At 63.6% G+C, this 17962-nt stretch carries 18 protein-coding genes; 9 read left to right on the top strand and 9 right to left on the bottom strand.

Going from position 1 to position 17962, the window contains the following annotated elements; all coding sequences use genetic code 11:
• Positions 1 to 34 precede the first annotated feature (34 nt).
• On the bottom strand, positions 35 to 1675 hold the full coding sequence (locus QM716_RS14315) for a GMC oxidoreductase (protein ID WP_502942042.1): 1641 nt from the start codon (positions 1673 to 1675) through the stop codon (positions 35 to 37).
• Positions 1676 to 1893: 218 nt separating this feature from the next.
• Between QM716_RS14315 and QM716_RS14310 the strand changes: the two genes are divergently transcribed.
• Positions 1894 to 2274 carry a PPOX class F420-dependent oxidoreductase gene (locus tag QM716_RS14310; RefSeq protein WP_283304721.1) on the top strand — a complete coding sequence of 127 codons (381 nt, stop codon included), beginning with the start codon at positions 1894 to 1896 and terminating at the stop codon, positions 2272 to 2274.
• Between the two features lie 7 nt (positions 2275 to 2281).
• Here the strand turns inward: QM716_RS14310 and QM716_RS14305 are convergent, their stop codons facing one another.
• From QM716_RS14305 to QM716_RS14290, 4 genes are read right to left on the bottom strand one after another with little or no spacing between them, the layout of a single operon-like run.
• Positions 2282 to 3187: a TIGR01777 family oxidoreductase gene (locus QM716_RS14305; RefSeq protein ID WP_283304720.1), complete on the bottom strand. Its 906-nt coding sequence runs from the start codon at positions 3185 to 3187 to the stop codon at positions 2282 to 2284.
• Positions 3187 to 4548 (bottom strand): metallopeptidase TldD-related protein, encoded by a 1362-nt coding sequence (locus tag QM716_RS14300; RefSeq protein ID WP_283304719.1) that lies wholly within the window; start codon positions 4546 to 4548, stop codon positions 3187 to 3189. Before QM716_RS14300 ends, QM716_RS14305 begins: the two co-directional genes overlap by 1 nt.
• Positions 4545 to 6065, bottom strand: coding sequence for a TldD/PmbA family protein (locus QM716_RS14295; RefSeq protein ID WP_283304718.1), 1521 nt, complete (start codon positions 6063 to 6065; stop codon positions 4545 to 4547). Before QM716_RS14295 ends, QM716_RS14300 begins: the two co-directional genes overlap by 4 nt.
• Before the next feature lie 30 nt (positions 6066 to 6095).
• The gene (locus QM716_RS14290; RefSeq protein ID WP_283304717.1) at positions 6096 to 6863 is read right to left on the bottom strand and encodes a TSUP family transporter; all 768 of its coding nucleotides are present in this window, start codon (positions 6861 to 6863) and stop codon (positions 6096 to 6098) included.
• 38 nt (positions 6864 to 6901) lie between these two features.
• Between QM716_RS14290 and QM716_RS14285 the strand changes: the two genes are divergently transcribed.
• Complete coding sequence (locus QM716_RS14285) at positions 6902 to 8065, top strand: sensor histidine kinase (RefSeq protein ID WP_283304716.1); 1164 nt, start codon at positions 6902 to 6904, stop codon at positions 8063 to 8065.
• Between the two features lie 77 nt (positions 8066 to 8142).
• The gene (locus QM716_RS14280) at positions 8143 to 8802 is read left to right on the top strand and encodes a response regulator (protein WP_003945024.1); all 660 of its coding nucleotides are present in this window, start codon (positions 8143 to 8145) and stop codon (positions 8800 to 8802) included.
• A 62-nt stretch (positions 8803 to 8864) separates the two neighbouring features.
• On the opposite strand, the gene QM716_RS14275 is transcribed toward QM716_RS14280, so the two are convergent.
• Positions 8865 to 9524: a hypothetical protein gene (locus tag QM716_RS14275; RefSeq protein ID WP_283304715.1), complete on the bottom strand. Its 660-nt coding sequence runs from the start codon at positions 9522 to 9524 to the stop codon at positions 8865 to 8867.
• Positions 9525 to 9774: 250 nt separating this feature from the next.
• Between QM716_RS14275 and QM716_RS14270 the strand changes: the two genes are divergently transcribed.
• Genes QM716_RS14270 through lnt form a run of 3 tightly spaced genes read left to right on the top strand, consistent with a single transcriptional unit; the run spans position 9775 to position 13588 of the window.
• Positions 9775 to 10332 (top strand): FxsA family protein, encoded by a 558-nt coding sequence (locus QM716_RS14270; protein WP_283304714.1) that lies wholly within the window; start codon positions 9775 to 9777, stop codon positions 10330 to 10332.
• Between the two features lie 15 nt (positions 10333 to 10347).
• Complete coding sequence (locus QM716_RS14265) at positions 10348 to 11982, top strand: amidohydrolase (protein ID WP_283304713.1); 1635 nt, start codon at positions 10348 to 10350, stop codon at positions 11980 to 11982.
• 37 nt (positions 11983 to 12019) lie between these two features.
• Positions 12020 to 13588, top strand: coding sequence for an apolipoprotein N-acyltransferase (lnt, locus tag QM716_RS14260; protein ID WP_283304844.1), 1569 nt, complete (start codon positions 12020 to 12022; stop codon positions 13586 to 13588).
• 38 nt (positions 13589 to 13626) lie between these two features.
• Here lnt and QM716_RS14255 read toward each other — a convergent pair whose 3' ends face one another.
• A complete protein-coding gene (locus tag QM716_RS14255; RefSeq protein ID WP_283304843.1) occupies positions 13627 to 14022 on the bottom strand; it encodes a RidA family protein in 396 nt (131 codons plus the stop codon).
• A gap of 134 nt (positions 14023 to 14156) precedes the next feature.
• Here QM716_RS14255 and QM716_RS14250 point away from each other — a divergent pair, with 134 nt between their 5' ends.
• Both QM716_RS14250 and QM716_RS14245 read left to right on the top strand, forming a co-directional pair.
• Positions 14157 to 15131: a helix-turn-helix transcriptional regulator gene (locus QM716_RS14250; RefSeq protein ID WP_283304712.1), complete on the top strand. Its 975-nt coding sequence runs from the start codon at positions 14157 to 14159 to the stop codon at positions 15129 to 15131.
• Positions 15132 to 15196: 65 nt separating this feature from the next.
• Positions 15197 to 16027 (top strand): hypothetical protein, encoded by an 831-nt coding sequence (locus QM716_RS14245; RefSeq protein ID WP_283304711.1) that lies wholly within the window; start codon positions 15197 to 15199, stop codon positions 16025 to 16027.
• Positions 16028 to 16037: 10 nt separating this feature from the next.
• On the opposite strand, the gene QM716_RS14240 is transcribed toward QM716_RS14245, so the two are convergent.
• Positions 16038 to 16586: a hypothetical protein gene (locus tag QM716_RS14240; RefSeq protein ID WP_283304710.1), complete on the bottom strand. Its 549-nt coding sequence runs from the start codon at positions 16584 to 16586 to the stop codon at positions 16038 to 16040.
• A 332-nt stretch (positions 16587 to 16918) separates the two neighbouring features.
• On the bottom strand, positions 16919 to 17257 hold the full coding sequence (locus QM716_RS14235) for an RNA polymerase-binding protein RbpA (protein ID WP_230815631.1): 339 nt from the start codon (positions 17255 to 17257) through the stop codon (positions 16919 to 16921).
• Between the two features lie 189 nt (positions 17258 to 17446).
• Here QM716_RS14235 and QM716_RS14230 point away from each other — a divergent pair, with 189 nt between their 5' ends.
• On the top strand, positions 17447 to 17803 hold the full coding sequence (locus QM716_RS14230; RefSeq protein WP_283304709.1) for a hypothetical protein: 357 nt from the start codon (positions 17447 to 17449) through the stop codon (positions 17801 to 17803).
• Positions 17804 to 17962 lie beyond the last annotated feature (159 nt).

Here is a 17962-nt window from a genome sequence, read left to right as displayed (position 1 = left end):
GAGGATCACCGACAGGTCCGGGCGCTGAAGTGTTTCAGCGTCCGGACTTGATGATCTGAGCGATGTTCCGCTCCGCCAGAGCCGTAATGGTCAGTGACGGATTGACAGTGCCGGTGCTTCCCGGAATGGCAGCGCCGTCCATCACGTACAGGCCGTCGTAGCCCTTGACGCGCCCGTAGCTGTCGGTGGCCTTGCCCAGAACTGCACCGCCGAGGGGATGTGCGGTGAACGAGGAATTGACGTCCTTCGCGAACGGCAACGCAGATGGCAGGGTGGTCCCGGCGAATGCCATCTTGTTCTGGACGGCGCGCAGAGCCTCGACGGTGGCGTCGTTGCCGTTCTTCGGCCAGTTCAACACCACCCGATCGTTGGCGCCGTCGTAGGCGAAGTCGGCGCGCTGCGAGTCGAGAGTCATACCCAAGGTTCCGAGCATGCCGATGTTCACGGGCACGCCGGGAACGTACCAATTTTCCAGAGAGAGTGGCATTCCCGACTCGTCGACGATGCGCGACGCAGACGGCGCGGCCTGCGCGTTGCCGTCACTGAAGCCGAACGAGCGCACCATTCCGGCGTCGCCGTTGGTTCCCCAGCCTTTGCCGACGTGTTCGTTGAGGTTCGGCAGCGCGCCGGTCGCCTGGGCGCGTACCAACAGTTCGGACGTACCGATGGAGCCGGCGCCGAGGAACAACCGGTCACACGTGAGAGTCTTCCGCGCCAGAACGCCGCCCGTCGGATCCGTCGATTCGACGTCGACGACGTAACGTCCATCGCGTTCGCGACTGATTGCGAGCACCTGATGTCCGTAACACACGGTGGTTCGTCCGGTGGCTTCGGCGGCAGGGATGTAGTTCTGAGTGAGGTCGAACTTCGCCCCGTTGGAGTTGCCCATGTTGCTGTCACCAGCGGTGGCCGACGCTCGGGTGCGGCCGGCGAGCTCCGCGCGAACCACGTCCCAGTTCCAGATCCCGTCGATCCGCTGCGGATCGAAGCCCGCACGACGAGCGTCCTGATCCCAGCGGCGCGAGTGACCGAAGTTCGGGGCTTGGTAGATGTCTTCGGGCAACGGGCTCAAACGCAGCATCTGGCGCACTTTGGGGTACCAAGTCGACGACATCTCGTCGTAGTCGAGGGAGTTGCCGAAGACCGCGTCGAAGAATCGGCGCTCGGGGGCGATCATCACGCCGGTGAAGACGATGGAGCCGCCGCCGACTGCAGCACCGCGCCAGACCGAGATGTGTTCGTAGTCGGTGGCATCGAGGACGCCGCTGAAGTAGTCGCACACCACGGGGAGCCCGGTGAGGTTGGTGAACGACGTTCGCCGGAAAACTCCGCGCCCGTCAGCCAGCATGTCGGAGGTGTGAATCTCCCGCTGCGGATCGTGAGGCCACCGCAGTCCGCGTTCGAGGATGGTGACCTGGGTGCCGCTCTGCGCCAACCTGAGGGCGGTGGCGCTGGCGCCGAATCCGGACCCGATGACGATGGCTTCGGAATGCTCCGGGGGAGTAGGCGAGGGTACGAACAACTCGGGGACGAGCGCGCGGTAGTGATCAGCACCCATCGGTAACGCACGCAGAGGTGCGGGGCCGGCGTGGCTGATCGACGTCGACATGAGCGGTGTCGCGGCTGCAACTGCCGCCCCCACCCCGGCCGCTTTGAAAAAGTCACGACGCTGCATGTCACGGCACTGCATGTGTAAGTTCGACTCCCCAATTCGACAGTTTGCCTCAGAATAACTCGAGGGGGAGTTTGGGGACGAAACGGCGTGTTGAATGTGCGCCGAAAACGGATAAAACGTGCATAGGTGGCAAATTTCAGCCCAGGATGAACGGTCGCCAGATATTCGCGGAAGCCTGTCGGTGTTCAGCGAGAGGCGCTCACACCTATCCTCGAGGGGTGAACCCCGACTTCAAGCGTGTCTCCGAGGCCAAGTACGTCCTACTCACGACCTTCCGCAAGGACGGAACGCCGGTGGCGACTCCGCTCTGGGCCGCGCCGGACGGCGACAAGCTCCTGATGTGGACCGTCACCGATTCCTACAAGGTCAAGCGCATCAGGCGAAACCCGTCGGTCACCGTCGCTGCGTGTGACGCTCGGGGAAATCCGAAGGGTGAACCGGTTGTCGCCGTCGCCGAGATCCTCGACGGATCGGGCACGGATCATGCTCGCGACGCGATCGCCCGTAGGTACGGAATCCTCGGATGGATCACCATGAAGGGCAGTCTGCTTCGCCGCGGCAAGACCGGAACGATCGGCCTTGCCATCGCCGCGGCCTGACCGCGCGTCAGTTGCCGAGCAGATCACCCAAGGCTGTGTCGAACTTCGGATAGGTGAATGGGAAGCCGTTGTCCGTCAACACTTTCGACACGGCGTGTCGGCCGGTCAGGCCCAGGGCGGCGTCGCTGCGCAAGAGGAATGCGCCGAGTTTAACCATGAACGCGGGTGTCGGCGGGGCAGGTGGCCGGTGAAGGTGCTTGCGCAACCCGGCCATCAGTTCTGAATTTCGGACAGGATCCGGGGCAGTCGCGATGACTACCCCCGAGGCGGCCGAATCGGGTTCGAGGGCCCAGCGCACGATCGACAGCCAGTCGTCGATGTGAATCCAACTCGTCCATTGCCTACCCGAGGCAACGCGTCCGCCCAAACCGAAACGCACCAGCAACAGTAGTCGCTCGAGCGCCGGCGTGCCCTTTTCCAACACGACGCTGGTCCGCAGGATCACTACTCGTGACGTGTTTGCGCCCTCGACTGCTGCCTCCCAATCCTTTGCGACGTCGGCCATCTGAGGTGGCCCGTCAGCGAGGGGAGAATCCTCGTCGAGACGGGACTCACCCGCGTCGCCGTAGATCGCGAGCGTGCTCGCCTGGATCCAGACCGGAACAGGGCGCGCCAGTAGGTTCGACGCTTCGACCAGTGCGCGGGTCGGATCGACTCGGGAGCTGGTGAGCAGTGCGATGTTTGCCGGTGTCGGTCGGCGATCGACCAACTCGCCGGCAAGATTGATCACCGCGGCGCCGTCGAGTTCTCCTGCCCAGTCGCCGACAGTGACGCCGTCCCACTGAACCTGCCTGTGCCTGCCGGGTTTCGGTGACCGAGTCAGGATCACGACGCCATACCCGCGGTCGGCGAGATCGTCGCTGATCCGGCGGCCGAGAGCGCCGGTGCCGCCGGCGATCACGACCTTCGTCATCACTGCGCCTGACTGACCGAGGACATGTGGAAATCGGGAATCCGCATCGGCGGCATAGCTGTTCGAGTGAACCAGTCTTTCCACTCACGGGGGAGCGTGATCTCTGTGCGACCCGCCTCGGTAACCCGCCGCAGGAGATCGAGAGGACTCTCGTTGAATCGGAAGTTGTTGACGGCGCCGACGATCTTGCCGTCCTCGATCAAATACACACCGTCGCGCGTGAGCCCGGTCAACAGCAGAGTCGTGGGATCCACCTCGCGGATGTACCAGAGGGTCGTGAGCAGCAACCCCTTCTCAGTACCTGCGATCATGTCCTCGATCGAGGTGTCGTCACCACCGGTCAGGATGAGATTGTCGCCGGGAACTGCGACGGGTCGACCGAATTCTCGGGCAGCGTGGCGCGGGTATGCCAGCGCATTGACAACCCCGTCTCGGACCCAGTCGACGGGTTCGATCTCCATGCCGTTGTCGAACAGTGAGACGGATTCGCTCGACGACGTCGTGATCACGAACGGCGCGGACTGCAAGCCCTCTGCCTCGGGGTCGGAGGTCAGCGTGAGTGGCAAGGCACCGAGTTTCTCGCCGATCCGGGTGCCACCGGTGGAGGAAAGTGCGGTGTGGCCCTCTTCGGCGCCGCGACCCTCCATCGTCCACATCAGATAGATCATCAGGTCCGCCACAGCAGACGGCGGGAGAATTGTCTCGTAGCGGCCGGCGGGCAGGCTGACGGAATTACCGGCCCAGTCGAGTCGAGTAGTCAACTGCGACAAGAGCTTCGGCATTGAAATGTCGCTGAAATCGACAGTTCCGGATCCGACCCAGGCACTCGCGTCGCCGCGCTTGCCGTTGATCTCCACGGAGCCGGTGGCCTGAGCCGTTCTACGTCGCACGCCCGTCGAAGTTCCCAGCCAGGTGGTGTGCAACTGGTGGTGGGCGAAGCCGAACAACTGGTCGTCGCCGTCGAAGGCCTTCGACAGATCGGCAGCCAACTGAGCGAAGACACCGATGTCGGTCAAGGCGGGCGGCAGGTCCCAGTCGGTCTCCGCCGCCGATTGGGTGATCAAGTCGGATGCGTCGTCAGCGGGAGTGGCTGTGCGAGCAGCTTCTTCGCTTGCCTGCACGAGCGCGGAAATCTGCTCCGGATCGACACTGCTGGAACTGACAGTGCCCACCTTCGCGATGTCACCTTCGCGCACGATCGAGATCACCGTCCACGTCCGGGACAGTGAGACTCCGTTGGTGGTCATCGAATTGTTGGCCCACCGGAGCGACGCCTCACTCGCGTCGGTCACGATCACCAACGATTCGTCTACCGTCCTCGCGGCCAGTGCACGCTCGACGACCTGCTGCGGATCGATCACTGCTGAGCCTCCGAACGGGTATTGAGGATGTTGACTCCGCGGAACAGAGCCGACGGGCTGCCGTGGCTGACCGCCGCAACCTGACCGGGTTGCGCCTTGCCGCAGTTGAATGCGCCTTGCAGGCGCCACGTCGACTCGCCGCCGACGGCTTCCATCGAGCCCCAGAAATCTGTTGTCGTCGCCTGATACGCCACGTCACGCACCTGACCGTCGAGCTTTCCGTCACGGATCTTGAAGAACCGCTGACCGGTGAACTGGAAGTTGTAGCGCTGCATGTCGATCGACCAGGACTTGTCACCGACGACGTAGATGCCGTTCTCGACCCGCGAGATCAGGTCTTCGGTCGAAGTGTCCGTGTGGGGGTCGGGGGAGAGCGAGACGTTGGCCATGCGCTGGATGGGAACGTGATGTGCGGAGTCGGCGTACGAGCATCCGTTGGAACGCGTCAGTCCCAACCTCGGCGCGAACACGCGATCGAGTTGATACCCGACCAGCGTTCCGTCGGCGACCAGATCCCACCGTTGAGCGGCGACGCCGTCGTCGTCGAATCCGACGCTGGCCAGGCCGTGCTCTTGGTTTCGATCGGCGGTCACGTGCATGAGCGATGTTCCGTACTTCAGCGTTCCCAGCTTGTCCGGCGTCGCGAACGACGTACCGGCGTAGGCCGCTTCGTAGCCGATTGCCCGGTCGTATTCGGTGGCATGTCCGATGGATTCGTGGATCGTGAGCCACAGATTGGTCGGATCGATCACGAGGTCGGTCGGCCCCGCTTCGACGGTCGGTGCCTTCGTCTTCTCGGCCAGCCACTCCGGTATCCGGGCGAGCTCGTAGCCCCAGTTCCACGTGCTCTCCGCCCCGAGATACTCCCATCCGCGCCCTACCGGCGGAGCCAAGGTACGCATCGATTCGAAGCTGCCGGCCGACTTGTCGACGGCTGTCGCTTCGAACTCAGGGTGCAGACGCACCCGTTGCTGTGTGATCGACGAACCGGCCAGATCCGCGTAGAAGGTCTGTTCTTTGACCTGGAGGACGCTCGCCGTGACGTGATCCACGCCGTCAGCGGCTTGAAGCCGTCCGGAATAGTCGACCAGCAGGGCTACTTTGTCGGACGTCGGTGTCGCGAAAGGATCCTCGAGGTACGGCGACACCCACGTCGCGTCGGCGTAGACGGGCTCGTCGGCGAGGGTGACCGGATCACGATTGAGCGAGCGCAATGCCTTCGCAACCTCGACGGCTTGGCGCGCCAGCGCAGCCGCGACGTCGGGGGACACCTCGGCGTGGGAGGCGAACCCCCAGGTGCCGTCGACGATCACGCGGACGGCGACCCCGATCTCGTCTCCGTCGGATACGGCCTGAACTACGCCGTCGCGCAACCTGATCGACTGTGTGAGCACGCGGTGGACACGAACGTCGGCGTGCTGGGCTCCGGCGGTTCTTGCTGCCGACAGCGCCGCGTCAGAGACGGCTCGCAGCGGGAGGGCGAGGAAATCTGCATCGACATCTCGGGTGACGGTCACGCACACGACGCTAGTCGACGACCGCCGATCTCAGCCGAACTGCTGCCATCCGAGGCGGATCACCATGGCGATCACGACAACCAACAGCGTGATTCGCACGAACCCGGATCCCTTGCTCAACGCCATTCGCGAACCGATGACCGCGCCGAGAACGTTGCAGACTGCCATCGCCAAACCCAAACTCCACCAGACATGTCCGGTGACGGCGAAATACGCGAGCGCGCCGAAGTTGGAACCGAGATTGATCACCTTCGCCATAGCAGCGCTGCGGACGAATTCGGTTCCGAGGAATGTCGCGAAGCTGATGATGAGGAACGTGCCGGTGCCCGGTCCGAGCAGACCGTCGTAGAGGCCGATGAGTCCGGCGGAGAGCAGCAGGACGAGGACGGTCTTGCGCTGCGTCGGACGATGAGTGGCGATGGTGGTGCCCAGCGTCGGACGCATTGTCACGAAGACGGCGACGGCGACGAGGACGACCATCACGATCGGAATGAAGTACTTCTTGTCGATCAGTGAAACGGCCGCCGCTCCGCACGCGGCCGTCAACGCGGCCAACGCAGCTGCCGGCGCCAGCTGCCGCCACTCCATCGGGATTCGACGCGAGAACGTGTACACCGCGGCACTCGTCCCGGTGAAGGCCGTGAGTTTGTTGGTGGCCAGGGCCGCTTGCGGAGTCAATTGGGGTGCGACCAGAAAGAGCGCGGGCAGCAGAATCAATCCGCCGCCGCCAACGACGGCGTCCACCCAACCCGCCGCCGTCGCTGCCGTCATCAGCAGTCCCCAATCAGCAATATCCACGGCGGTGACTCTTTCACAGCTGTGACACTCTTGAGCACATGCGGAGGTTCAGCCTGTGGCTGCGAGGAAAGCCGATGATCGCGGACAGCGCTCTGGCGCTCGTGTTCTTCGCGCTCGAAGTTGTCACGTTCGTGAGCTCACCTCGCGAGGAACGATGGCCTCAGCTCGTCGTCGGATTTCTGATCTGCCTGCCGGTCGTGTGGCGTCGCAAATTTCCCCGCACCTCCGCAGCGGCCATATTGTCCATGTCGTATTTCGCGACCCTGATGATGTGGGCGACAGGTGACCCGGCTCCCGAACATCCAGGACTGCTGGCACTCGGCGTCTCGCTCTACACACTCGTTGCGTACGTAGATCGGCGCACCGGGGCAATCTTCGCGTGCTTCCTGGCCCTGGACATGACGCTCTCACTGCTCGTGATCCGCGAAGACGTGATCCTCACGATCATCATCGCGACGCTGCTCTATGCGCTCGCCTGGATCACCGCCGAGTTCTTGAGCGCGCGACGCGCTTACGACGAGGAAGTGGCAGCCAGACTCGAAGTGGCCGAGTACGAACGGGATCGGCGCGCCGAGGATGCGGTGGCCACGGAAAGAACCCGTATCGCCCGCGAACTTCACGATGTGGTTGCCCACGCGGTCAGCGTGATGATCGTTCAAGCAGACGGCGCCTCGTACACGGTCGAATCCAATCCGGCGTTGGCAAAGAAAGCGCTGGGCAATATCTCCAGCACCGGACGCGACGCCCTTGCCGAACTTCGCCGGACCGTCTCACTTCTGCGCACCGAGGTCAGCAGCGATGCCATGCCGCAACACGGAACTGCCGGCATTGCCAAGGTCGTCGAGATGATGCGTGCCGCGGGACTCGGCGTGCGGCTCGAACTGACCGGTGAGCTCGACGACGTCAGTCCGTCGGTCAGCCTGGGCATTCATCGACTCGTACAGGAGTCACTGACCAACGTCCTCCGTCACGCCGGCGCAAATCCGAAGGCACGAGTCACCGTGCGCCGCACCGAGACCGCGGTGCTGCTCGAGGTGGTCGACAACGGAACGTCGAGTTCGACCTTCGCGCACGGTTCGGGGAACGGACTGGTCGGCATGCGTGAGCGGGTGGCGGTACTGCACGGGACACTCGAGACCGGACGACGCCCAGACGGCAGTTGGCGTGTCTATGCGGAACTACCACTCGAGATCCACGACTGATCCAGGCGATGTCCCTGTAACCAGGTGTCGGAGCAATCGCGTTGGCACCGACGACTCAGGCCCGATAGGTTTACGCCGTGCCCATCACCGTGCTGTTAGTCGACGATCAGGAACTCATGCGGATGGGCCTGAACATGGTGCTCGAAGCACACGAGGACATCTCGGTCATCGGTGAGGCCGGCGACGGAGCCGCAGCGGTCGCTGCGGCGGTGGCGCTGAAGCCTGACGTCGTGTTGATGGACGTGCGGATGCCGATTGTCGACGGAGTGAAAGCCACGGAGCAGATTCTTGCTTCCGGGATCGAGTCGCGAGTCCTGGTTATGACGACATTCGACCTGGACGAACACGCCCTCGGCGCCCTGCGAGCCGGGGCCAGCGGCTTTCTCCTCAAGGACACCCCGCCCGAGGATCTCGTGTCGGCCATCCGCAGCGTGGCAGCGGGTGATGCGGTTGTCTCCCCGAAGGTGACACGACGCCTGCTGTCGAGGTTCATTGTCGACGGTCCGGCGCCGCGACGCGATCCGGTTGTTCTCGACGTCCTGACCGAACGCGAACGCGAAGTCCTCGGACACGTGGCCACGGGCCTGTCGAACATCGAGATCGCACAGCAGCTTTACCTGTCCGAATCGACGATCAAGTCGCACGTCGGACGCATTCTCACGAAACTCGACCTGCGCGATCGTGTGCAGGCAGTGGTGCTGGCCTACGAGACCGGATTGGTGACTCCGGGCGCGTAGGCCGGCCACGGGTCAAGCCGCGAGCGGTTCGCTCTGATCACGCATCGAGCGGTCCGCTCTGATCACGCATCGAAGGCGCCCACGGTGGGGAGAACGATGCAGGACTTTCCGTCCGCGTAATCGACATTGCCGAACAGTGCGGCAAATACCTTGCCGTCACCGGTGTCGACGACCTTCGAGAGCAACGGCGTTTCGAGTACCGGCAACTTCTCGTCCAACGGGACGATGCCGCCCTTGAACGTGCCGACATTGATCCAGGCAACACTCAACCCTGATGTCTTGGGAATGCCCACGTAACCCGGGATTGCCTGGAAACGAAGGTGATCGGCCTCGACCCACGGCGGCAAGGGGAAGTTCGGACCGGCCTGCGCGGAGCTGAGCGTGACGGTGACAGGCTCGCCGGCGATGCCGCACCCGATCGTCGGTGCCGGGTACATGAACGACTGAGGCTTCGTGACGCCGATGTCCGGAAGATCGAGGGCGGCCGTGATCTGGTCTGCGCCTGCCGTACCGATCAACTGCTGGACAGCGGCAGAAGCTTCGGGGGAGATGGCTGCGGCCTGGGCGATCAACGCGGCAATACCTTCGGGTGCAACCGGTTCTGCGGCGGCGGTTCCGGCGCTCGTCATCGTGCTGCCGGCGGTGAGTGCCACGACGGCGGCAGTGCCGGCGAGGGCAGCCGGGATGCGTCGGGCGAATGTCTTGCCGGGGAGTGGGCTCATGTCGGGCTCCTTCATTTCATGAGGCCGGGAAATGCGGCCCGAAGTGACTTGACCACGTCCAGAGTCTCAACGTCAACTTGAGGTTTAGAATCGTTAGCGGAGTGTTAGTTAACGCCAGGCAAGTCGACGGCGGCCCGCGGAGGCCCCATGTGACTCACGGCACCCGCCTGTTTTGCAGGTCTGCATCGTTGTCGGGAGAAAAACCGGCCCCTCGAGCGTTGAACGGGTAGACCGTCTGAAAGGGGACGTCATGATCGCCGCCGTATTCCTCCTCTACGTGATCGTCGAGATCGCCGCATTGGTCATCGTGGGCAACGCCATCGGTGTCGCCTGGACCGTGCTGCTGTTTCTTGCCGGATCGCTTGTCGGATTGATCCTCATGCGTTCGCAGTGGCGACGGGTCATGGACGGATTCCGTAAGGCCACGCGGGGTGAGGGATCGCCGTCACTGGCGGTCGCCGACGGCGCCTTGGTCGCGGCGGGCTCCGCATTGATGTTCGTACCCGGACTCGTGACTTCCGTTCTGGGCCTGCTGCTTCTGATTCCGCCGACCCGCTGGGCACTGCGCCCGCTTGCAGTTCTCCTGGCAGGCAAGCGCGCAGCAGCATTTGCTGCCGGTGGTGACGCCTTCGCCGGAACCGTCGGCTACGCGGCGCGGATGCGCGGAAACGGCGAGGTGATCGACGGCGAGATCATCGTCGAGACACCCGAAACCCCCGAGTACGTGGCCAGCAACGGCAAGGAACTGGTCCTCGAGGGTGAGATTCTGGACACGGATACACCCACCCGTTCGCGGGGGCCGCAGTAGTAACAGGCAGACTGGGTGCTCGTGACTACTCGTCTGCTGGTCAACGGCCGGATCTACAGTTCCTTTGCACCTGACGCGACCTCGATCGCCATCACCGACGGCACCGTCGTGTGGGTGGGCGACGAGCGCGCCGGACGGGCGTTGCACCCCGGCGCGGAGATCGAAGACCTGGGCGGTGCGTTTGTCACTCCGGGGTTCGTCGACACCCACGTCCACATCACCGCATTGGGACTCAATCTCGTCGGCCTCGATCTCGTAGGCGCGAACTCGCTGGACGAATGCCTCTCGCGAGTACGAACATTCGCAGCCGCGAACCCCGAAACTGCCCATCCGGACGCAGTCATCTGGGGACACGGTTGGGACGACACCGAGTGGGCCGAGCAGACGCCGCCGTCGACCGCAGATCTCGACGCGGCCGCCCCTGGCCGCAAGGTGTATCTCTCGCGGATCGATGTTCACTCGGCCGCGTGCTCGAGCGCATTGCGCGACGGCATCTCCGGCCTCGCCGACACCGCTGGATACTCAGCCGAGGGCCCGTTGACATTCGACGCACACCACCTGGCGCGCAATGCCGCTCGGAATCTGCTGACGGAAACTCAGCGCGCTTCTGCTCGTACCGCTGCGCTCGATCTCTGCGCCTCGCGCGGAATCGTTGCCGTTCACGAGTGCGGGGGACCGGACATCTCGGGATTGACCGATTTTCAGGAACTCCTGGCCCACGATCACGGCGTGGAGGTTCGGGGCTACTGGGGTGAACGCGTCGACAGCGAGGAGGACGCTCGCGCACTCCTCGACAAGACCGGCGCACACGGACTCGGCGGGGATCTCTTCATCGACGGTTCTCTCGGTTCACACACCGCTTGGTTGCTCGAACCCTATGCAGACCAACCTGATTCGACAGGAAACGCCTACCTCGACGTCGACGCGATCGCCGCACACATCCGAGCCTGCACCCTCGCGGGTGTCCAGGCCGGATTCCACGCCATCGGTGACGGCGCCGTGTCGTCGGCAGCGGCCGCGTTCCGGCAAGTGGCCGACGAACTGGGTGGTCCCAAGGTCGCCGCGCTGGGGCACCGCCTCGAACATGCGGAGATGATGTCGATGGCCGACGCGGAAACCTTTGCCGCCTTGGGCGTCATCGCGAGCGTCCAGCCGGTGTTCGACGCATTGTGGGGCGGTACCGACGGCCTGTACGCGACGCGTCTGGGCATCGACCGCGCGGCAGCGCTGAATCCGTTTGCACCCGCTGCCGGTAAGGGAGTCTCGCTCGCCTTCAGTTCCGATGCGCCGGTCACCCCGATCGAGCCGTGGGCAATGCTGCGCGCCGCTGTTCAGCACCGCACCGACGGAAGTGGGATCTCGCCCCGTGCGGCCTTCTCCGCAGCAACACGCGGCGCCTGGCGCGCGGGCGGCGTGCGGGACGGCGCCGCGGGAACGCTCAATCCAGGCGCACCGGCGTCCTACGTGTTGTGGGAGGCGGGCGACCTCGAAGTGAGTGCACCGGCCGACTCGGTTCAGCGATGGTCCACTGATCCACGCTCGCGAGTACCCGCTCTGCCGAGGCTGGCGGAAGATGCACCGATTCCGCTCTGCACCAAGTCCGTGCATCGCGGACGCGTCGTCTATCAGCGCAGCTCGACGAGTGAGTGAGCGCAGCGCCGAGGCGCCCAGCAACGATCGCTCCCGCGTGAACGCTGTGCTCACCGGTTCGGCATGGCTGCGTTCGCTGTACGCAGCCGCAGGCGGATTCTTCATTTTCGCCGGGTTCCCACCCCGCCCGCTGTGGTTCTTGGCGCCCGTCGGGATCGCTCTTCTGACGTGTGTGTTGACCAACTTCGGCCGCGGCGGACTTCGCCTGCGTGCCGGCTTCGGTTACGGGTACCTGGCCGGTCTCGGATTCCTGGTGCCGCTGCTTCCGTGGATCGGTGTGTTCGTAGGCGCGGTCCCGTGGATCGCGTTGGCCGCGGTGGAGTCGCTGTTCATCGGACTGTTCGGGTTGCTCGCGGTCCTGGTGGCGAGGTTGCCGTGGGCACCGTTGTGGATTGCCGCGACCTGGACGCTGACCGAGTGGCTTCGTTCCAGCGTTCCTTTCGGCGGATTTCCTTGGGGCAGGCTCGCATTCGGTCAATCCGAAGGGTGGCTCCTCCCTCTTGCGAGTGTCGGCGGTGCGCCGCTGCTCAGCTTCGCGGTGGCCCTGACCGGTACCGGATTGGCAGCAGTTGCCCTCGCTGTCGCAGCCAAGCGATGGGACCGAGGATTCTTCGGCGCCATTGCCGCTGCCCTCGTACCCGTGATCATTGCTCTTGTGGTGTCGCCGTTTCTGGCCACCATGGATTCCGGCGAGCGAACGATCACCGTCGCCGCGATTCAGGGAAGCGTTCCGCGTTTGGGATTGGACTTCAATTCGCAACGCAAGCAGGTCCTCGACAACCACGTCACCGAAACCCTGAAACTTGCCGCCGAGGTGGACGCGGGCCGCGTCGATCAGCCTGACGTCGTGATCTGGCCGGAGAACGCCTCGGACATCGACCCCCTGCGAAACGCCGATGCAGCTGCCGACATCACCCGAGCGTCCGAAGCGATCAGAGCGCCGATTCTTGTCGGCACCGTACTCGTGAATGCCGATCGCACGACCACAAATTCGGTGATCGTGTGGGACAGCGCCGATGGTCCTCAGGAACAACACGACAAGAAGATCATCCAGCCGTTCGGCGAATACCTGCCTTACCGGAGCTTCTTCCGGAACTTCTCGTCCTACGCCGATCGCGCGGGCAACTTCGTGCCCGGCGAGGGCAACGGGGTCGTCCACGCAGCGAACGTACCCGTCGGCGTCGCAACCTGTTACGAGGTGGCGTTCGACCGGGCCTTCCAGGAGTCGGTCCGCAACGGTGCACAACTTCTCGCGGTACCCACCAACAACGCCACCTTCGGTGACACCGAGATGACGTATCAGCAGCTGGCGATGTCGCGCGTGCGGGCAGTCGAGCACGGTCGCGCGCTGGTCGTCGCTGCGACCAGTGGCGTCAGCGCGATCATCGGTCCCGACGGCGCGGTGACCTCGCAGACCGAACTGTTCGTGCCTGCCGCACTGGTGGCGAAGGTGCCGCTCTCGACCAGCACCACCCTCGCCACCCGAGTAGGCCCGGCACCGGAAATCGTGCTCAGCATCATCGCTGTCGGCGCGATTGCCATTGCAGTGATCGCCAGGCGCCGAGACCGGACCGAGCTACCTGCCGAAAAGACGGCAGCAACCTGAGCCTCGGGAATCACTCCCCACCAGCAGGGAAAGGCGCATCATGCGACGGCGGTCCCCTCGAGTTCGACCATTTGACCCGGGATTGCCAGCCGAACCACTCCGAGCATTGTCGTGGTCGGTGTGACCCCGACGGCGGCCAGCCGTGAGGCCAACATGCCGTAGTGCGTGAACAACGCGTCCACATCTGTGGTGTAGACGTTGAGACGGACCAGGTTTGCCAGACTCATGCCGGCCTCGGCGAGCACTGCCTCCATGTTGTCGAGGCTGAGCGCCACTTGCGCTGCCATGTCGCCTTCATTCCGAGGTCGACCGTCTTCGCTCATAGACGTCTGGCCCGAGATGAACAGGGTCCGAGTCTGCCCGGAGACGATTTCACCTTGGTTGAATCCCATTTCCGCCGACCACGTCACCGGGTTGACTGCCGTTCGTTCCATTGCCACGTCGACTCCATTCGATTGTTCGAAAAACGTATGGCCGGGGGCTCGACAGCCGCCGTCTCCACCGTCGTGTAAGAAGCCTGTCAATAAATCACGACACCCTCTGTCATGTATTTCGGTAGATTTTCGGAATGCGTGCTGATCGGTTGGTCTCGCTCGTCCTGATACTGCGCCAACGGGGCCGTCAGTCCGCGGACGCACTGGCACGTGAGTTGGAGGTGTCCACACGTACCGTGTTGCGCGATATCGAGGCTTTGTCTGCAGCCGGGGTGCCGGTCTACGCCGAACGCGGTCGAAACGGAGGTTTCGCGCTGCTGCCCGGTTTCCGAACCGAACTGACCGGACTCAACCACGACGAGGCACTCGCACTGCTGACCGCGGGATCGGCGCGTGGCGAGCAGGTTTTCGGACTCGGCTCGGAGCTCGCTTCAGCCATGCGCAAGGTCGTCGACGCGCTACCCGAAAGCAATCGAGTTGTCGCGGACATTGCAGCCCAGCGGTTTCTGATCGACCCCGAGAAGGATCTGCTCTCACGGCGATCGGTCACCGAGGAAGTGCCCGACGCGGTCTTGATCGAGGTCCGGCGTGCGGTACTTGCCGGGCACAAGCTGCGGATCCACTACGCAGCGGTGAACCGGGCGCCGAAGTGGCGCACGGTGGATCCGGTCGGCCTGGTCACAGTGCGCGGCAAAGGCTACCTGTTGACCGTGACCTCGGGCGCTGACCGGACTTATCGGTTGTCTCGGATTCTGGCCGCAGAGGAACTCGCCGAACTCGCTGAGCGGCCGGCCAGTGTCGATCTCGAACAGATCTGGCAGGAACGCAGTACGCGCTTTCGGGCGGGCGGAGACCAGGTCGCCGTGAGGCTGCGGCTGGATCCGGCACGCAGGGAGGAGTTGGTAGAGACGGCGCTGGGCGTGCATACCGAAAGTGCCGGAGACGACGGATGGCTGCGGATGGAGGTTACCTTCCAAGATTCGCGACATGCCGAATGGGCGCTGTGGCAGCTTGGCGTCGATGCGGAGGCGTTGACCCCGCAGTCACTGCGCATTGCCCTGTCGAGCCGCGCCGCCGCAGTGGCGGAAAGCTACCGCGACTCGTCCTGACGCTTCGGGGGCCGTCTTCGCGGGTACTCGCTGTGCCACCCGTTCCAGCGCAAAGGCGGCGTTCCGTGACCGAGCCCGAGAAGACCCAGCCACAGAAGACCGAGCGAGAGAATGCAGTTCGTAAAACGAGCGTGGTCGATGCGGTTCTGCAATCACCGCTCGCGGGCCTGTCGCCGTGGATTCTGCTGTCTTTACTCTCCGGGCCGGGAAGGTTCGAGGAATCCGCAGCTGCCGCGCTGGGGTTGTCACTGCTGATTTTGGCGGCCAGTCACCGGCGCGGCGGCACCGTGAAGCTGTTGGAGGTCTTCGACGTCGCGTTCTTCGGCGTTCTGGCGGCCATCGGGCTCCTCGCGTCGGCGAACACGATTCGGTGGTTCGAACTCTGGGGAGGCGAACTGACCAACATCGCACTGGTGGTCTTCGCCTTCGGTTCGATCCTGCTCCGCAATCCTTTCACTTTGCAGTACGCGAAAGAGTCTACGCCCGAGGAGTATTGGACGACACCGTTGTTTCTGCGCATCAACTACGTCATCACGGCAGTATGGGCGCTCGCCTTCACCTGGTCGGCTGCGGTGGGCTTGTTCGGAGATGCACGGCTGCACGACAGTGACAACTTCTGGACCGGATGGATTCTGCAGTTGCTCGGAACCTTCTTCGCGATCTCGTTCACCGAGTGGTACCCCGAGTACGCGCCGAACAAGGCCGCTCAGGCGCAGGGCCTCGACACCGAACCGCCGCAGTCGATTTTCAGGCTGTTCGACTTTCTGCCGGTGTTCATAGCCGTGACCGGAATCGCAGGGCTGGTGACCGACTCCGTTTCCGTGACTGCAGGCGTCACGTTGATCCTGGTCGGCGTTTTCGGATATCTGGCGATGCGAAGATTCACGGTCGACTAGAAGCTCGCAGTCATCGCGCGCCGACGGGAACCTGGTGCACGATTGTGTCGGCGACCGGCAGAGCGTTGACCGCCTCGATAGCATCCCACTTGTATTGGCCGCATGTGCCCTGGGGAACGTGGGGGCGCATGCCGTACCCCCGATCGTCGACAAGCCACACGGTCGGCGGAACAGGCTGGTCTGTCATGCAAGAGGGATCCCGCAGGTCGGAGGGCACTCTGAAGGCGGACAGAACCGCCGACAGATCGCCCCTATGATGCTGCTCAACCCAACCGACCATGTGATCGGCACTGACATCGCCATTGCCATTTGCACCGAAGTCGCAAGTGATCACTTGGGTGGGGGTGAATCCGTCAGGGATCGATTTCGGTTCGGAAACGATCACTCCTGTACCGAGCGACGCGACGAGATTGTCGGCGAGGCAGGTCGCCGGCTCGAGCATCGAAAGATCGACTGTCGGGGGAGCAGGGGCGAAGCCCCGCACCGGGGACTCGGCACTTCCGCAGCTCACAAGGAGAAGCAGTGCGCTCGCGCCGACAAACATTCCTGACGGTTTCATTCCGGCACTGTATTCGAGGTCCTCATGCGGTAGCGAAGTTTGGTGTACCGAAGTTTGGTGTGTCGCAGGGTTGGGGATACAGCTGACACTGGTGCACGAAGCAGTGCCGATGGTTCTCCAGCGCGAATCCCGCATTCGCGCACTGTCGGCTCGCGAGTGCGCCTGGATGCTGAATGACGTTGTACTGAAATATCCTTCAGTACGGCGAAGCATCTGGAGTTGCAACGTCGAAGAAGGGCCGAAGTATGACGTCGACTTGTGAACGATCACTCCCCGAAGAACGAGAAAGACCGCCCGGTGCAGAACCGGACGGTCTTGATCGAAGTGCTAGTTCATGCGCCGCGACGCTTGGCCTTCAGCAAGTCGAGACGCTCTTTGAGGAGCTCTTCGAGTTCCTCGACCGAGCGACGCTCGAGAAGCATGTCCCAGTGGGTGCGGGGAGGCTTGACCTTCTTGGCTTCGGGAGCAGTTCCCTCCATGAGGCTGCCTTCGAGGCCGTTACGGCACAACCAGGTGCCGGGGATCTCGGCTTCGTCCGCGAACGGGATGTCGAAGATCTCGCCGTTCTCGCACTTGTACTTGGCCATACGACGGGGCGCGAGGTCATGGTCACGGTCGGTCTCGTAGCTCACAGCTCCGAGTCGGCTACCTCGAAGTACGCGATCTGCCATGGTGGTGTCCTCTCTTCGTTCGTCACCGCTGGTGGGCGCCCTGACTTGGGGAGTAGACGCTCACACTCATCTACAACGCCACGAGCACCCGATTGGTTCCCGTGTGGCGAGAAGACGCAACCTCTCCATCTTACCGGGTACCGTGCGCGTTCATCGAAGGCGTCCGAATCTCGAGTACAGTGTCGACTCATGGCTGAGAGCACACGCGTCGGATCACCGCAGACTGCGCGTTCCGGAAACCCGTGCGTGTGGTGCGGCCGCGAGGTCGCGGTGACGGGAGTGGGTCGTCGTCGCCGGTACTGCAGCCAGTCCTGTCGCCAGCGCGCCTACGAACAACGCACTGCCGTCAAAGGCACGTCCATCCCGGCTGACGCCGTCATCTTGACCGCCGTCGAGGCTGTCGAACTCGTGGATCGGATGTTCGAGGTCCGCTGCGCCGCCGAAGATGTGGCGACAGCTGTAGCCGAGGGCGCCGAAAGTTCGGAACTGACACAGTTGTGTGAACGGTTGACCGAACTTGCCCGGGAAGCCGAACGTTTCCGGTGAAGCAGGTGTGGGCAACCGGTTTCTAGCCTTGCGTTGAGCACCGCAGCATTGCGGTGCGCCTGACGCCTGACGACGACAAATTCTGATCCTGAGTTCGGACCTTCGGGGAGGTTCGGACTTCGAAGCGACCCTTCGTCGAGGTCGATGACCTTCGGCTGC

This window comes from Rhodococcus sp. IEGM 1409, assembly GCF_030056735.1.
In the GTDB taxonomy this organism is placed as follows: domain Bacteria; phylum Actinomycetota; class Actinomycetes; order Mycobacteriales; family Mycobacteriaceae; genus Rhodococcus_F.
This window is presented reverse-complemented; position numbering and strand designations above follow the sequence as displayed.

Excerpts from the sequence above, each read along its gene's own strand:
- QM716_RS14315 (WP_502942042.1), bottom strand. The coding sequence starts at position 1,675 with ATGCAGCGTCGTGACTTTTTCAAAGCGGCCGGGGTGGGGGCGGCAGTT.
- QM716_RS14305 (WP_283304720.1), bottom strand. The coding sequence starts at position 3,187 with ATGACGAAGGTCGTGATCGCCGGCGGCACCGGCGCTCTCGGCCGCCGG.
- QM716_RS14285 (WP_283304716.1), top strand. The coding sequence starts at position 6,902 with ATGCGGAGGTTCAGCCTGTGGCTGCGAGGAAAGCCGATGATCGCGGAC.
- QM716_RS14275 (WP_283304715.1), bottom strand. The coding sequence starts at position 9,524 with ATGAGCCCACTCCCCGGCAAGACATTCGCCCGACGCATCCCGGCTGCC.
- QM716_RS14270 (WP_283304714.1), top strand. The coding sequence starts at position 9,775 with ATGATCGCCGCCGTATTCCTCCTCTACGTGATCGTCGAGATCGCCGCA.
- QM716_RS14255 (WP_283304843.1), bottom strand. The coding sequence starts at position 14,022 with ATGGAACGAACGGCAGTCAACCCGGTGACGTGGTCGGCGGAAATGGGA.
- QM716_RS14250 (WP_283304712.1), top strand. The coding sequence starts at position 14,157 with ATGCGTGCTGATCGGTTGGTCTCGCTCGTCCTGATACTGCGCCAACGG.
- QM716_RS14240 (WP_283304710.1), bottom strand. The coding sequence starts at position 16,586 with ATGAAACCGTCAGGAATGTTTGTCGGCGCGAGCGCACTGCTTCTCCTT.
- QM716_RS14235 (WP_230815631.1), bottom strand. The coding sequence starts at position 17,257 with ATGGCAGATCGCGTACTTCGAGGTAGCCGACTCGGAGCTGTGAGCTAC.
- QM716_RS14230 (WP_283304709.1), top strand. The coding sequence starts at position 17,447 with ATGGCTGAGAGCACACGCGTCGGATCACCGCAGACTGCGCGTTCCGGA.